The sequence below is a fragment of the Nitrospira sp. genome (assembly GCA_024760545.1).
GTDB lineage: Bacteria > Nitrospirota > Nitrospiria > Nitrospirales > Nitrospiraceae > Nitrospira_D.
In genome coordinates this window covers 1,942,506-1,958,780 of sequence record CP060501.1, presented here as the reverse complement: position 1 = coordinate 1,958,780, position 16,275 = coordinate 1,942,506, and the positions used below count along the sequence as shown (strand labels likewise).

Here is a 16,275-nt window from a genome sequence, read left to right as displayed (position 1 = left end):
ATAATGAGGTGGGCGGGGGCTCTTCGACAATGCACACGAGTAGTCTTTTTGATCTGTAGACGACCCTATGGTTCCTTTCGATGAAATCGGTGAGTTTTCCATCGATCAAGTCGCAGACAAGTGAGGGTCTGTCGCGGTTAAAAGCTGGCCTCATCAACTATGAGCCTTGCGATATTCTGCCCATAATCATCTAAAAAGAAATGAAGACTATGCGCTATATATGAAACAGTTCCAAACTCAACCTGTCTCGCTACTTCTTTCGGTAGCCTTGCCGCCAAGAGATTGATGATGTGTTGGCTAAACTTAACAGAACCATACAGGCTATAAGGGAATCCTTTGAGTGCTTCAACAGTCCTCCACGTATAGCTGAAGCTCAAATTGGGCCGTGTTCCCAGGAAACGAGGAATGATGCGTATCGACACCAACCCGAGCGGTGATAGCTTTTTACCAACTTTTGCCTCATTGGGTATAACAAGAATCGCGCGGCGCGTCGAGAAGTGTTGCCCAGGAGTTTTAATGATGTATTCAAGATGTGCCAAGACAGACTCCAGTTGCTCCGTTCCATGGAATACCCTCCCAAATAGTCCCTCATGGCTAACAAACTGAGTCTCGTAATACTCTTTGAAGGAGTCTTCCTCACTTTTATAGAACGCAGGAATAAGGTTTTCAGAGGGAGCCAGAAGATGGACCTTGAAATCTATCAACTCTCGGAGTTTCTGACCTGCTTGGTCCGTGATAGTTTCATTTGCCCCTGCTTTACGAGCAATCTCGAGGACGACTGGATACGCTTCAGCGATAGTCCTCACTCTACAGCCATCCTCTCGGTTCAATCCCAAATTGTCGAGCTTTAACTCACGACGCAGGAACGGCGCAGGACGGATTGATGGAGCTCTTTGGGTCGGTCCAAATGGATGTGGGGAACGAAGCAGATCGGATAAATGAACAATCAACTGATCTTCGCCGTCGGGAAAATGAATTTTCCCATCAAGATACTTGGCTGCTTCCCTGATTTGACTAACGGAAAGGCCCGTCTTATAAGCTAACTGCTCGTCACGAATTGCCCAGGAAGCAACCATGCGCAAATTTTCTACCGTCTGTTTGCCATAATGGTGATTGCCAATCACGTACACGGCGCCAGCATTCGGATGTCTCAATATTTGCACAACAAGTCTGGCTAGTGTGGCTTCCCAAAAGTCCGGGAGCCCTCCCCCCACTGTCGGTCGGTCGTCTACGATAATGCGCTCAAGAAACAGATCAAGCGGAATCTTGGGCTGGTCATGACCAATCTGAATAAGGATCGCCCGCGCCAAAGCTACTGGGAGCTCGCCATCGGTCGGACGATTCCACAGGTTTCCTATCTCAAAACAATTGGGCATGGGATCGCTTAGACTGGATGTCCAGACAGAGGTGCCATCTGACAAGGAAACCTTTGCATGCCGGCCGTCACCCGCGTACTGAAGACGTATGGACGTTGATGGTAAAAGGCCGTGGCCAACAAGAAGGCCCCACCGGAAAAACCCATGGATTACTGCGAATGCTATATCAATAGCTAAAAATGAGGGGGCTGCATACAACCCATCTGCTCGCGATGAAGCCGATACTAATCGCCCAGCATCTACTGGAGGCTCGACCTGTGCCCACTTCAGAAAACTGTCTACTCGTTTTGTGACCCTTGTAATATCAGGTTCAGCTCGCAGTCCTTCGACAACAATTGAGGATAAACAATTGAGCCAAGCACTACTAAAAGGAAATGCGTGGGGCAAAGTACTCTTCACGATACAATTGCTGACAAGAATATCTCTTGATGATGTCCCCTCACCTGGCTTAAATGGGTCTTTTGAGTAAAATCTAGCCTTGCCCTTAGTACGTTGTTTCGCATTTTGTTTCAGCGCCGACTCAGCTCGAGAATACAACCAATTGTAATTTTTGATTGCATCATTCTCTTCGGTAGAGGCAATACCACAGGATATGGAAACCGAGGAATTCACTTTGAAGTCGTACTCGGTAACGGCCTCCGATACCTTATGTGCGAGCATTATGGCCTCAGTTGAATTGATATCCGGCAAGAGAGCAAAAAACTCATCGCCTCCTGCATGCAGCAGAACCGCCGACGGTTGCAGGTTACACTCGAGAAGAGCGCCAAACTCCTTAATGACCCGATTACCCGCTTCTTGGCCGAGCGAATCATTTAAAGCCTTAAAGCCATCTAGATCGCAAAACATGAACACGCAGTTTTTCTCTTCTGATACACAGATCTCAATTGTTTGCTGCGCCATTGCATTTGCTTGTGGGCTTCTTTTCAAATCTAGCATTCCAGCCGACGGCGTTCGAAAAGAAGGTTTCCAGAATGATACAAACAATTGCTCTAGCAACCTGTTGAGATCAGAGGGCTTGGGAAAGGGGGGCTGTTTCAAGTATTGGCTGATACGACATCTTCTGTTTGTATCCCCAAGTTCAATGGAATTGATGTCAGGCGTACCAATTGCGGATACTCCAAAGTTCAAAGTCTTAAAGGGATCTTGTTCCATCACCTCATATGTAAGGCCGCTCATCGGACAATTATCTCTGGCTAACAGGTCACCTATTAACTGATTGAACTGTCTGGAAGTGAAATAAATGGTCTCAAGCCGATTGATGAGAGCCGCTAGGGCGTCTCGCCACACATCACTCATGGATGGTCTCCACCCCCTCCGGCCGAACAAAATACCGTCTAGAATTTCTCACTAAACGCAAAACCTCTACGGCCCCCTTGGCGACACCATACCTACAGACGTAATCACTATTATCTAGAGCAGAAGTTGATCCATTTGATATTGTTACTCCTATTCCGGCCCATGCCAGCATTTCAGCATCATTGTCGTTATCCCCAAGAGCCAGTACATTCTCTTTTGACAATCCTAGAAAGCTAGCGACTTCCCTTAAAGCTATACCTTTGTTACTGCCATAAGGGCGGACCTCCAAGAGACCTGAGCCGCTCTTTGTAACAGAAACATCGTCGATCTTACTCAAATGCGACTCAATGCTCTTGCTCAACATCATATCCCCATTGGGATCAATGATTATTGCGGATGGAGAATAATCTTCATGAACATCCGTTGACCTTTCCCACCTAACTTCCATGCCATTAAATTCTCGCTCGACAGGCGTTATTGTCGTCCACCCCAATACATACTCCCGCGATTCGTTACCACCATCTAGTTGAAAGAAGGGGGTTTGATAAAAATAGGCAAGGGTACTAACAGGGTGCTCCGAGGTAAGTTCCACAATCTTTCGGAGACTGTTATTGGAGATGGTCCTCTTAACCAGTTCGTGGAATGTTCCGTTCCTTATAATTACACTCCCATTGTAGAGAATGAGAGGGACGCCCTTGGGTAGTGATAAAAGGCCAAGCGTTTGGTGAACTCCAGCCAACGTCCTTCCGGTTGCCAGGGTCAGATTTACTTTATACTGGTGATGAGCAAGACTACGTCGGAGATTCTGAATCCTTCCCAGAGTTGAGACATTTCCGTGGAGGAGCGTACCGTCGAGGTCCACTGCGACCAGACGAATCTTTGAAAATACTTCAAGACTCCTAACATCGTGAGTATCCCAATTTGGCAAAGGATCAGCCACGGTTAACCAAATAAAGCCGATGTTTTATTGTTCTGGGTTCTCTCAGCGTTGTGTACCCTTTACTGCGCACTATAAACTCCTCCACCTTTCCATAGCGGCTAAACAAACTTCTGAGCTGAGACCTACTGATATGGCCGTCATCAGAGTAGTGGAATGCTAGGAGTCTAAACTTAGCTGCCTCTACAAGCTCTTCTAGCGCGTTAAGAGCCTTTGCTGGCCTGTTAAAGGCAGAGACGGCCATATCTTGGTTTGGCATACCAGACTTTCCGTGAGTGCGTGGCCGAGAACCTTTCGCTATCGATTCGGGCAAATGATAATACGTCGCGTAGGAGCGTTCGTTGTAAGGTGGATCCAGATACAGAACATCGAATTTTTGCAGAGCAACAAGATCTCTAGCGTCGGCAAGAATAGAAGAACAGTCCGGGTTTCCCTTAGCCGGCCGGATCAATTCGAACCGAAACGGCAAAAGTGCCTTCCTATGCCAAGACTTAAGGTAAGCATAGTAAGTCCCGGCAGTGTTGGCAACTCGATCCATGCTGTTGATTAGAGAGGCTAGGAGGACAGCACGCTCGTGGTCACTCAAACACTTTTTCCTTGACCATGCATCAATCTGCAATCGACATGATTGAGCACGCATGGCGTTCTCGAGAGTAAAAAATCTTCTTTTCTTGGCATATTCTTCGACAAGCCATCCATTTCTGGGCGTTAGGGCGTTCAAGGAACCGACAACATCTCCTATCGTATCCAATCGCATCATCGACCTCAATCGTCTGAAGGACACCGTTCGGTCTAGTTGTATTCGAGCCAGCTGAAAATAGTGCGCGAATGTGAGAATGTCTCCAGTCCAAACTTTGTATCCTTTGCTCTTAAAGTGAGACCCAACAAAACCAAGCCCGCCGAATGCGTCACAAAAAGTACCTGACGGCACTCGCTTGGCAATCAGCTCGTACACTCGTTCAACTGTAGTTGCCTTGGACCCGAAGTACCTCATTGCTTGAATCCTTAGACTCTCCCCTCTATGGAGCGGCCAAGAGTTTAGCGAAACCTTTCAAGGGAAATCTAGAAGGGTGTTATTCGCGCGACGTTTATGCCATGCGCATTACCTTCAGCCCAGTATGAGGCGGTCTGGCAACTGCTGGGATCACGCGGTGGCCGAATCACTTTTTAGGATCCTGAAGAGCGGATTAGGAAGCGATCTACAAGACTCGGGAGATCGCCAAGGCGAGATCGACGAGTACATCGAAACCTTCTACAATCACACCCGTTGACACAGCCATCTGAGCGGTATCAGTCCAGAGGCGTTTGAACCAGTGTCGAATCGGGCTTAAAGTCCGCAAAAGCCAGGGAAGTCCACTTTCCCTCCCTCGCCAACACGGTGTCGTACAGCACGTAGTCTGTTAGTCCTCGAGATCTCACTTCTCCTTGCGCAGCCATTCGTGCCTAGGCTTGATGTTCCCCGCATCGTCGCGACCCAGCAAGTCTTAGCCAGAAGTCTGAGTGAGATCCAGGTGGGTGGGGTTTCTGCGACCCTCACAGAAATAGAGGGCTTGGTATTTCTCAATTTGCTTCAAACGATCTGCGACGCGTCGCTCCATGTCGGAAGGAGCCACATTCCTCGCTAAGGTTTTAGCGTCATGTTCTGTAACACGGAGAATAAGGTAATTTGCGATGGCAGAAAAGAGAGATGTGTCAAAATCGCGTGCTTCTTGTGAGGCCAGAACTAGTGCGATCCCATATTTCCGGCATTCCTTAGCCATTGTCGGAATTAATTTCAGACGGCTGGCCCTGTGAGCTTCGTCAAAAATTACTGCATGAGTAATGCGATCTTGGCGACCACGCCGGAACATATCCTGGTAAATGCGGTAGAACGCAAAGGATGCGTATGCCCTTTGAACGGCGGCATTTTGAGTTTTGTGAATCTGAAGTACAGCCAGCCGAGATTCGTCGAGTAAGCTTTGAGCTGCTAGCGTATCGTTGAAGAACATGTAGTCGTCCAACTCTGTTAATCGCGCGAGAAGCGTTTGCGTTCTCGTGTCCCCTTTACTTGAAGACTGTAGCTTCTTGAAGAACTCTCGAAAGGGGGGAGTCTCCAGAGGTACAGCGCTTGGCCGTGGACCCCATCCGTAGGTTTCGTAACTGGATTTAATGGCAGCCCTGATAGTTTCCAGCTGCAAATCCCCAAGTTCAGGAAAAATCGACGCGAAGATGTCGCGAAGAAGACCAGCGCTCTCGATGTTACCAAACGGCCCATCGTCGGTCACGCGCATTGGATTAAAGCCAAGGCTCTGACAATCTGATTTGGAGAAGCCTGGGAAGAACGCTGTGAGTTTGCTATCAATATCATCGTGATACGAAAAGACGATGGGGGTGATGCCAGCAGTTTGTAGTTGCCGACAAAGATTGACGAGACATGTGGTTTTCCCCATGCCGGGCAATCCAACAATCATCAGATGCGGATTGCCCTCGATTTTCACTGACCAATTAACTGGCGTCGTCGTTCCGTGAACTGTCCCGAGGATAATGCCCGCCGTACCTGATGATGCCATTGGTAGAACTTGTCTTCCTTGTTGTCCCAGGGTCGATGCACTAACGGTGGGTTCCAGATGAGATCGGGTTTCAGCGAAAACTGGCGTAGCGCCGGGCATGGCAGTTTTTTCTTGAGCGGTGGGCATCGGTCCCGAAACATCTGCCCTTTGAGTCTGGATCACGTCGAGTAGTGCCCCAGGGCCGAAGAGGAATATGGCCGTGTCATCAGACACGTCTGGGAAGAGGCGTTCTGGCTCGGGCTGAGTAAATTCTGGGCAGAATATGTATCCGCGATTTGGTTCCGAAATGACCGAAGGTGTGTAGTCTTCTGGCTTTTGCAACATTCGGTTGATTTCTTGTGATATGCGTTTAAACGCCTCGGTAGGTAGATGATGGCGCATTGCTTTCTCAGCATAGAATCGGAGGGCACGAGCGAGCTTGCTGCGGCGCATGGAACGGATGACTGGTGAGCAGTCTTGGGGAAAATACCAATCTAGCCAGAGATTCCAGCTCGCTGATGCTTGTCGGCTGACGGTTTCAACGAGGTCTAGTGACCGAGCCAATGCAAGATGCCGCCGATATTTGACTTCCACAAAACGAAGTATGATTCCCCCTCGTGTCGGGGCTGCGACATACAGAAGGTCCGCTCTATTATCACGCTCATCTTGGTCCCCCTGCCGCTCTGGAGTTGGCAACAGATCCCGGACGTCGTCTAGAGGTACAAAAAAACCTTCATTCAATGAGAGCCAACAGGAGTGTCCTGGTTGCGGGTCGCGGCACTGTGCGCGCGACAATGCAAGTGCGATGAGTTCGCCACTAGTCTTCGCATGGGCCTCGGTTGTGGCACTTGCCAAACGCATGGCAAGGCGGCCACTTAATGCCTTGAGTTCGCCAAGAAGAAACTCACAGTTTCTTAGCGAACTGCTCAACCCCATGAAGGAGAGAGCTTGGTCTAACAGTCCACGCACTTCGTCCAAATGACTGGTGGACGTGATCATCTGGAGACAGCCCAGGTCGTCACGCTCAGGCACTGCATCAATCACATAAGCATCATAGACAGCTTGTGCTTCTCGTGGAGAATCAAAGTATTCAATGCCAGCGTTCCGGTCCACAGTCACGACCCAATCACTCAGCCGATGCAAGGTCTTGAGTGTTTCAACTTCTTCTCGGTTTAGGTCAGTGCGAAGGATAGGCCAACCACCAGACTTGCTGAGTGACCTAGCCACAGCGCGAAGTGTGGCCGAATGTACACGGCTTAGACGCTCTGTGAGAACTCTGGCAGTTGGATGCTTCTCACCGTCTTGTTCCGGGTTGACGAATGCTTTCCATACTGGAGTTTCTGCCTCGAAAAAGAATTCACGCTCTAAACTAGCCACTAAGCCGAAAACATGAAGAGGGCTACTCTGGGAGGAGCGTTCTTCAGCCACAACTCTTGAGTCGAATGTGTCAAACGTGAGCGAGATGTGAGCAGGCTCATGCTCCCCCGGCGATAGACAATCGCGCCGAGACCAACGTAACCGGGGCATCGTGCGATTCCCACCACACGGAAGGGGGTCGAGAATCCAAGCATCCTCCTTTTCAATCCCGCCAGACCCGCTCCGTCTCCGCTGCGAAAGTTGAGTTAGGAACCTACCTGCAACGGCTTGTTGTGCTGAAGATGGATAGATGTTCAGACTGAAAGCTATCTTTCGCATCTCCTCTTCACCGTTCGAGGGGGTTGGTTGGCGAATAACCTTGCCCAGTGCGCGGACTACAGTCCCGCCATCACCAGGTCGTAATGCGTGCAGATGCAGAAGTCGATTGTTTTGATGGTATTTAAGATAGCTGTCGACTTCCTTGCCGAGGACAGTCGCAGTCTGGTGACCCACGGATGGAGCAATTTCAGGAATTCCCTCGCCTAGACATAGAGCTATCGTAGAGACGGCCGCTTTTGGCTCCCGATCAGAATCCAAAACCATGGCCACCGCTGTGACTCCTAACGTGTCCGCGAAGACGAAGGTACCACCTGGCTCCAGTCCGGGCAGCATGGATGGGAAGTGACTAGAATCAAGGGCTTTCAACGCCTCTCTAACCTTAGGTGGCGGCAGTCCGAACTCGTATCGAGCGTGAATTGCTAGTGCGTCATAAGCGGCCTGCCATGCTACCCGAACTGGGTGTGAGGGGAGCACGATGAGACCGATGGTCTTGCCCGCCACATCTTGCACTTCAACTGTGTGGGCTAAAGCAAGTGCAGCTGTACTCTCTTCGAGGGCACCCTCCCAGGCATTCAAATACTCAACGGCTCGTGCTGAAGTGTTATCATCGTGAATATAGATTTGTGACAAAGCGCCCGGGCCTTGCATCGTGTCTTCACAGAACAGGCGAGATGCAGTTTCTAGTCGGCTCCAGGTAGATTCAGGGCAATTACCACGCTCGACGGGATGGAATTGCAGCTCGCCAGATCGAGTTCCATCGGCGCGCACTTGAATCGACCAGCGACCGATAGCTTCTGGATTGGCCTCCCATTTGTTCTCAATTTCCGAGATCAAGGGCGGCCGGAAGATACGGAAGCTCCGGCCTACGTGATTCGGGCGCATGATAATGTAGCCCTTCGAATCCGTTCGGAAGTGAGCATATTCCGCTCGTTTATGACAGAGCGCAACAAGTTCTTCCTTGCTTTCTAGGATGATGGCGCCTTCTACGGCGCAACGGACCGTCTCACCGCTACCGCGGTAGGTTTTCTGAACAGCCATAGCGCCGAAAGCGATAATAAAGTCCTCTGATTCATCTGGTTGCACCTCCGGGGCATCGATCGCTCGAACGACTACCTTGGCCTGGAACTTGGCTGATTCATCCAATTCTTCAAAGTCCTCAAAACTAAAAAATGTCTTCTGAGGTGCCCGCTCACTGTGCTCGATGGTTTTGGTCGCAAGCACATCTGAGGTTGCAATAATTTCCACTTCGTAGTTGACTGATCCCTTGGAAATCTCTGCTGGATGTGTGTTCCAACGTATGGCGAGACCGGAGACCGGATCGTTTGCATCTAGAATCAAGCATGGAAGATCTTCAGCGTCCGATAGCTGAAGTCCCGACCAAGCCGTAATCCCACCGCTGCGGTTCCTCCAAGACACTAGCTCTATACGTGAAAGTCTGTCCGTGGCGAATGATGGCTTGATGTTGTTTAGCCAGATACTTGGCTGTGCTGCGACCTTTCCCAGCACGTCGGAAAGCGATTGCCCTCCTGCTTCCCGCAATACTTTTTCTAACGATACTCGCTGAGCTTCAGTCTCCCCCTGTAACATGAGAGCTGTGATTCGGGCAGACAAGGATTTTGAGCAGGAAGGTGGGAGCAGAAGTTTTTCAACAAGCAAGGCTGATTTACCGATGTCGCGGATGTCTGGTTCGTGGCCAAACCTCGTAGGCCACAATCCCAGCATGGCCATCGCAGCACCGATGTTGTCAGGCCTCTCGACGCACTGGGAATAAAACGTGAACTCTTGCCATGGAGAAACAGCATGCCGTTGGCCGAGTTTCTTCGCTCGACTTACAGTTTCCCTCACCAAGTCGGCGATGTGCTTTGGCAACGCTTTCCGTGCGGTAGTGATTGCTTTCTTAAATAATTCTTGTTCGGAAATCTCTTTTGCCGCGCTGTAGATGCCATCCATTCCCGCCCCGGCGGCGGTAACATCTACAATCAGTAAAGTGGCCGCTAGCTTACTCTCTCTAATTTCCACAGCTTTGTCTGCCGTTATAGTCTGCTGAGTCGTGTCTCCTTCTCCCGCTACAGCTAAAACTTGCCATCCTTGGATTCGAAAGTTTTGGTGAGTGACGAGTGGACCAATAAGCTCTGCAGGTATGCAGCGAATGAATGCGATATTGCCGGGTTCTGGAGGCCCGGCCAGATCTTGGAGAACTTGGTTAAGGAAAGCCGCTTGGGTGTTGCTAATGCTCATAACCCTGGAGTGGTAACATATCGTGGGCGTAGTCGCTTCATGGACTCGGCATCGTTCACGCCGACGAGTAAACCGAGGTCTCGCAATCTTCGCTCAAGAATCTGTCGGTTGCGGCGCAGGTCTTCATCGCCTATCGCCATGTTTTTAGGCGCCTCGTCCACCCAGAGGCCATACCGTTCCCGTAAAATCTGGAGAAATACTATCAGCGGTAGCGCCCTCTGCGACTTGCCTCGCGCTGCCTTGCAAAGGTGGCGATGGGCTAACGCATCTAAGAGAGTATTAGGCAAAACAACAGACCGAACATCACCTGTTGTCCGATATTTTGATACATTTCGCATGGAGACTCGTCGCTTTCTTCCCAGGCCATGAGGAGAATCCACCATAAGACATGAATCGAGGAATTTCATGTGGTGGGTGCGAAGAAGCTTCTCTCCCATGAGTGAGCAGCAGGCGTCTGCCAGTCTATCGACAGGGTCTGGTGTGGAGGTTTCGGAACGTAAGAGGAGCACCACATCTTCGAAAAGGTCCTTTTCTTCCAAAGACAAAGCCAGAGCTTCGCACTTTTCATGGAGGTCATTGTTAATCCATTCGGAACGTTCATGGCGTCCCATTCTCACTTGTCCAAGCAGATTGAGCCATGTTGAATTATCCGGCCCTTTGGGCAAGAAACTCTTCAATTTAGGGTCAAGGCGGCCTTTAGCATCAAGCAGGCGCATCGCCATCAAAGGCGATTGCACTTGGTCAACCATCCGCCCAACCTCCTCTAGGCTTTCTTCGGACAGTCTGCGTAACGAATGATCTGCGCCATTTGATGCATCGACAAAAATCGGCCACGGTTCCTGTTGATCCTTTGGGATTATAGTCCCGTTCTTTTGCCAATATAGGGCCGAGCTCAGACATCCCAAGAATACATTTAAGAGTCCGAGGCCGAGAACACTCTCAAGCATCGGCACCAGTGTTTGCCGCGGGGTCAAACCACCATACGCTTGTAACAGAATGCTCATGTCCTCTCTGAGGTGCTCTGCCGCAACACGAGCAACGGACCAGCTGTTAGGTATCTGGGAGACTTCACCTGCACCACGAAGTTTTCCGGGCGCTTCTCCGCATTCCTGAGCTAACCGGATCGCCAACAGTTGATCAATACCAAAGCTCTCCCCTTCATCGACTTTGTCGCTGGTCTGTGAGGAAGCGAACTGCCCTTCGATGCTGACTCCTCTCCCAAAAATCTGTAGTAAATGATTGTCTTGGAATCCACGGCTGACTGAGAATCGAGTCGGTGAAGATGATGGTCTTACGAACTGCTCATCTGGTTGCTGTGCTAAAAGAGCCACCAGCATTTCAGGAACGAACCGGAGGTGGGCAATTGTATAGGGCAAGTCAATCCAAGATGACATGTAATGTGTGGGGAAAACGCGAGCGATTTCAGCGTCGTGACCATTCTCATGCTTCTTATTCTCGAGCAGATAACAAAGTAATAAGTCCCCGAGGATAGAATTCTTTACTGAAGAGTCGAAATTAACAAAATCAGATTGTTTCTTGCTTAAGACTGAAGACACATCTTTAATTGTTGGCTTTGCTAAACTTGAGCCGAAAGCCTTCTGAAATTGGCCGCGACCTCTTCGTTGACCCCAACGGAACATATAAAGAACAGCGGGAAGCACCGCAGCCACTGAGAAGTTCTGAGGTGTGACAGGCAAAAGGGAATCTATGTTGGCAGTCCACAGCCTTTTGGCTACTGGAACTGAAAAAACAGACTCAACTATGCTCTTAGCATTCATGTTTCTTGCATTCCGAGTGCCCTGCAAACTAGCATTTGATGGCCTGAACTCTTATCAATTCCTACTCTATAGAAATTTCTCTCGTCCTGTGGATTCCACGCAAACAAACTAGATTCGCCCTCCTGCGCCAATCGTTGCGTGAAGACAGCTAGGTTGGCAAACAAATCATCTGATGTTGTATCACTAAGTTGGAATCCTGACTCCAGCTCAAGCAAAGTGTGGAAAAGTTCGTAACCCATAGAGAGCACTTCCTTGCGACCATCGTGGTATGAGTAGATCAAAAACAATCGCCTATGAAGTCGTGGGAGATCTGAATTAGGGTTGACAACTTCTGATTCGAGAGTGAACCTTTCCAGTAGCTTCTCTACCCAGAAAATGCTGTCGGTTGGCGTACGAGGTGAGACTTTCAGCGGTACTCGCCCCGTCTCGATTCTTTTAAGAGCTAGTAGTGGGAGGTCCTCAAGGCGTGAAACGCCTCTGCACAGTCGGCGGCAAAGATCTGCATTCAAAGGAGCGTCTCGCAATCCAGCTTCCTTGAACAGACTCAGGTGAATACCGTGCGCGAGGCCCAAGGCATCAGTGGATGTTCCGACCGCCTGAATCTCTTGTGGCTGCCACTCGAAGTAAGCCCTCCTGCGGGCTGAAGCAAGGGAGAGTTCTGGGTAGGCTGGGCCAGCGTGACTGAGTTCTCTGCTGCTATGTCCGGCGAGAAGGCGGTCAATCATCGGATGCGCATCTAGTGCAGGGTCGAGGAATGTAAATTCTTGGAGCACTTCGCCCTGGCGCAACTCTGAAGTAGGTTCAAATGCAAGATCCCAGTAACCGGGAGGTCGGAGCTCAGGACGCTCATGCAGGTCGGTGCAATAATGTATTCCGAATAATATGTAGCTCAGCGTGGCACGTAGCTCGCGGGCAGTAATATGAACTTCGGCACGCTGATGAACAGCTTGCAGAGACTCCGCAAGGCGTTCACGGATGCGTCGTCCGACACTATTGGCCTGGTTTTCTCGAAGTAGCCTGGCATTGCGCCCAGCTTGACAGCGCTCTAAGGCGCTACAGGTGCTACATGGCTTCCAGATCTCTGCCGCCCGGTCCCCACCCAGCAACTTGTCTACCAGCTTGTCCAAAAACTCTGTGTTAACAGTGGTCGTATCTGGGCGGATGCCGCCAACCAATGATCGCGAGTTCAAATCAATCAACCGAATGTGAGAGTCGGGAAGGGTAATGTCACTTTCTTGATCGAGCAGGTAATTCAGGTGTTTGATTAGGGGAGCAGCATCGTTTTGACCTTGATAACGGTCAATCCATTCGAGCAGACGTCCATCGTTTATGGCGAGCAAGTGGGCGATATCTGCTTCCGGGTAGCCTTGCATAAAGGGGGCAAAGAACTCGTCAAGGAGTTCACTAGCACTCTTTCCGCCGAATGAGGCTGCGCCATCCAAATTAGCTCTGAGTCTGAGACCATCGGAAGTTGTCGATTCCCAGAGGCGCTGTGCTGACGTGCATTCCGGCACAGAAAAGCGCTTCGCGAGGTGCTGTAGGAATGCAGTTTTTCCGTCACCCGCGTTTCCACACAAGATGACAAGTCGCACATGGCGTGCAAGTATTTCTTCGAAAAGAACCTTTTCTAGTGCTGTCTCTACGTAGGTGTCTGCGGCAAAGGCGCTGTCTAGACCACGTGTTTCAATGTTGCCGTAAGCAGAGCCCGGGAACACCTGCAAGATATGCTTTAACCATGGCACCTGGTTTGTGGTGAGTGTCGTGGGCAGCTTTAGGTTAGAAGGCTCAGACGACTTTCTTGCTAGTTGCGGGGATAGTTTTGAGTCCAACCATTCCAGCGCCACCATTGCTGAGGCAAACCGGTGCTCGGGGATCGGCGTAGTGGCGCGCGATAGGAATTCGGCAAAAAGCGGCATTCTGACCTTTTCCTCGTCTTGCCATTGCACGCCTTTGCTTTTGTCGAAGGTCGCACCCTGCACTGGGAACGGCTCCCGGTCGATAGCTGCTCTAAACAGCGAAGCTCCTAGTGCATAGACATCGTCCGAAAACGTGAGCGGTTTATGCTGCTCCGCTTGTGGAGAACAGAACATAACAGCGCCGTGACCTGAAGGTAGGTTACCGACCAGTGTAACGAGATCGTAATCTGTTAGACAAACTTCACCGTGATGGACGATGATGTTCGCGGGACTAACATCGCCATGCACCAGGCCTACACGGTGTAGCCTGCTCAGCGCTTCGCATAGATCTTTGCTCCAACGAAGAACGAGAACCTCTATAGACGCATCACCGCTCTCTTCGGCAACTAGTGGTATCACTCCATAAAGACTAGAAAGTGCATCTCCTTCAACCCATTTGAGCAGGGCAACGAATGAATTGTTTTGCCAAGTGCTTGCCGCCTCATAGATCACTGAGAGATTGGGGTAAGATGTGTGTGCTCTGACCCTTTGATAGGCCTTTAGGGCAGCTTTCCCGGAAGCCTCTTCGTTTATTACCTTGGCAACGTAAGTGCCGAAATTCTCTCCCGTGGCTGGGTCCACTTCAACGACCTTGAAGGTCAATCCTATACCCCCACGACCCAAGCGTGAAATGATGCGAAAGTATTTATCTTTGAATTGCACAAGTAGGTCTTCAGACCAATATCGAGGAAGAGGTAAAGGTTGCTCAGTCTCTGCTGGGGCCACTGCGGCAGAACCCGTGGGGCTCTTTTCAGCTACTAAAGGAGCCAGCAATTCAATGAGTGCGCTAAGCGTAGGCCGATCATCAGGCTTCTGAAGTAAAGCGCTCTGTAGAATTGTCCGGCACTGAGCGGCTTGTCCTTCCGCAACGCCTTCAAAGATCGTGAGCAATGATGCAGCCAGAGAATAACAATCACTGCGCTGATCAGCGCTGCCTATGCCTCTCTCGCGAACTTCAACTGCTGAGAATAATGCAGGCTCACCGATTGGTAATGGAACCTTTGATACTGTTTCCTCTCCTGGAATTCGAGCGAGCGAGAATCCGGTATAAAGGACACGATTCCTAGCGGTAACTAGAATATTGGAGGGGCAAAGATTGCGATGGACAATAGGGGGAGCATCTTCTTCCGAAGATGAATGCAGTTCGGCCAGGGCCTTGATAGCCAGATGCGCAAACGCAATTCGACTATTGGTTGACCACGATTTATCGGCAGACCTTTCTCTTATTGTAGGGGCACAGGGGTCCACCACTGTGAAGAACTTCATTTCCCCAACAAAGCCCTGTACGTCCTGCAAGGAATCCCGGAAGCGAGGTACCCATGGGGATTTCTGTAGCCTCTGCATCGTTTCAAATTCACGAGCGGCGAGATTTTCGGTTCCACTACCCTCGAATGCTGAAAGGTCGTAAAGATGCAGGATGATTCTGTCCTGTGTTCGGGCGTGTGCGCCACGATAGACACGATGAAACCGCTCGCTGGTATGGCTTTCCAATTCCAAATTGATGAAATCTCCAAGTCGTCGGAGGCTGCCAGTTACACTGATGACGCTACGTGGCTCTAAGTAATGGCACAATCCTTTCACTACTGCCGGGGATAACTGGGCTGGCGTTGTAAGATCAAATAGTTCTACGATTTCTTTCAATGTGAAAATTTTGATACCACGATGCTCGGGGCGACCTAGCGAACTAAACGGCTTTGATTCGGCTGTTAGCAGTATGTAGCCATTCACTTTTGGAAGTGCCTCAAACCTGCGTCTTGAATTGGTTGCGACGCGGCGGACCTTTGCGGAGAGTTTTTCTGCTTCGCTATCAACCAGGGTCTGATTCTTCTTCATCCAAGCCCGGTCCCAATGTTTTACTTCGATAACAAAAAGCCCTTGTGGGCCAATCACAAGGAGGTCAATCTCATCAGATTGATGTTGGGCGGTAGAAGAATGAGGGAGGTTTGAAAGAACGATCCACTCGTCGCTACCTGACTGCACACCGAGCTTTTGCTTAACGGCTTCAAAAGCCTGCCGTTCGCTTTCGTTCGCAAATTCCCCGCACTGAATGGGAATTACTTTCATCGTCTTAAACTTACCCTGCTACACCGTCGCGTGCCGTTGGATTCAGCTTTGTCGTTTTGCAGTGATCAACGCTCATTGAAATGGATAATCTCATTATCCTGAACATGAATTAGATGGGCGTCCCATTAGGTGTAGTACCATTTCGCATCGTATCGCATAGCTACCCTTCCGCTTGTCAGACAAGCATCAGGGTAAATCGGGTATACGAGAGAATTTATGGAGCGGTAGAATACCTCTTTCCCGCGCGATAAATCACCAGGATTTAGGCGGGTCATGACCGGACAGAAAACCCGAGAAGAGGGTGGGCTCTAAAGATAGGAGGCGAGCCGAACTAGATCCATTCGGCCCAGGGCCAAATTATTCTTGGTCCCTAGTCACAAACGTCCTGTTCGTTATTGCCGTTTCTTC

General features: G+C 50.1%; 6 protein-coding genes. All 6 read right to left on the bottom strand.

Features of this window, described 5'->3' with window-relative positions:
• Window positions 1-137: 137 nt before the first annotated feature.
• Complete coding sequence (locus H8K03_09310) at window positions 138-2,672, bottom strand: diguanylate cyclase (GenBank protein ID UVT22063.1); 2,535 nt, start codon at window positions 2,670-2,672, stop codon at window positions 138-140.
• On the bottom strand, window positions 2,665-3,612 hold the full coding sequence (locus H8K03_09305; protein UVT22062.1) for an HAD family phosphatase: 948 nt from the start codon (window positions 3,610-3,612) through the stop codon (window positions 2,665-2,667). The genes H8K03_09310 and H8K03_09305 overlap by 8 nt, the downstream gene beginning before the upstream one ends.
• On the bottom strand, window positions 3,605-4,603 hold the full coding sequence (locus H8K03_09300; GenBank protein ID UVT22061.1) for a DNA adenine methylase: 999 nt from the start codon (window positions 4,601-4,603) through the stop codon (window positions 3,605-3,607). Before H8K03_09300 ends, H8K03_09305 begins: the two co-directional genes overlap by 8 nt.
• Window positions 4,604-5,093: 490 nt before the next feature.
• Window positions 5,094-10,070: an ATP-binding protein gene (locus H8K03_09295; GenBank protein UVT22060.1), complete on the bottom strand. Its 4,977-nt coding sequence runs from the start codon at window positions 10,068-10,070 to the stop codon at window positions 5,094-5,096.
• A complete protein-coding gene (locus tag H8K03_09290) occupies window positions 10,067-11,848 on the bottom strand; it encodes a hypothetical protein (GenBank protein UVT22059.1) in 1,782 nt (593 codons plus the stop codon). The genes H8K03_09295 and H8K03_09290 overlap by 4 nt, the downstream gene beginning before the upstream one ends.
• Window positions 11,845-15,867 carry an NERD domain-containing protein gene (locus tag H8K03_09285; GenBank protein ID UVT22058.1) on the bottom strand — a complete coding sequence of 1,341 codons (4,023 nt, stop codon included), beginning with the start codon at window positions 15,865-15,867 and terminating at the stop codon, window positions 11,845-11,847. The genes H8K03_09290 and H8K03_09285 overlap by 4 nt, the downstream gene beginning before the upstream one ends.
• Window positions 15,868-16,275: the final 408 nt, after the last annotated feature.

Bases quoted from the DNA above. Each gene is read 5' to 3' on its own strand.
- H8K03_09295 (UVT22060.1), bottom strand. From the start codon at position 10,070: ATGAGCATTAGCAACACCCAAGCGGCTTTCCTTAACCAAGTTCTCCAA.
- H8K03_09285 (UVT22058.1), bottom strand. From the start codon at position 15,867: ATGAAAGTAATTCCCATTCAGTGCGGGGAATTTGCGAACGAAAGCGAA.
- H8K03_09290 (UVT22059.1), bottom strand. From the start codon at position 11,848: ATGAATGCTAAGAGCATAGTTGAGTCTGTTTTTTCAGTTCCAGTAGCC.
- H8K03_09310 (UVT22063.1), bottom strand. From the start codon at position 2,672: ATGAGTGATGTGTGGCGAGACGCCCTAGCGGCTCTCATCAATCGGCTT.
- H8K03_09300 (UVT22061.1), bottom strand. From the start codon at position 4,603: ATGAGGTACTTCGGGTCCAAGGCAACTACAGTTGAACGAGTGTACGAG.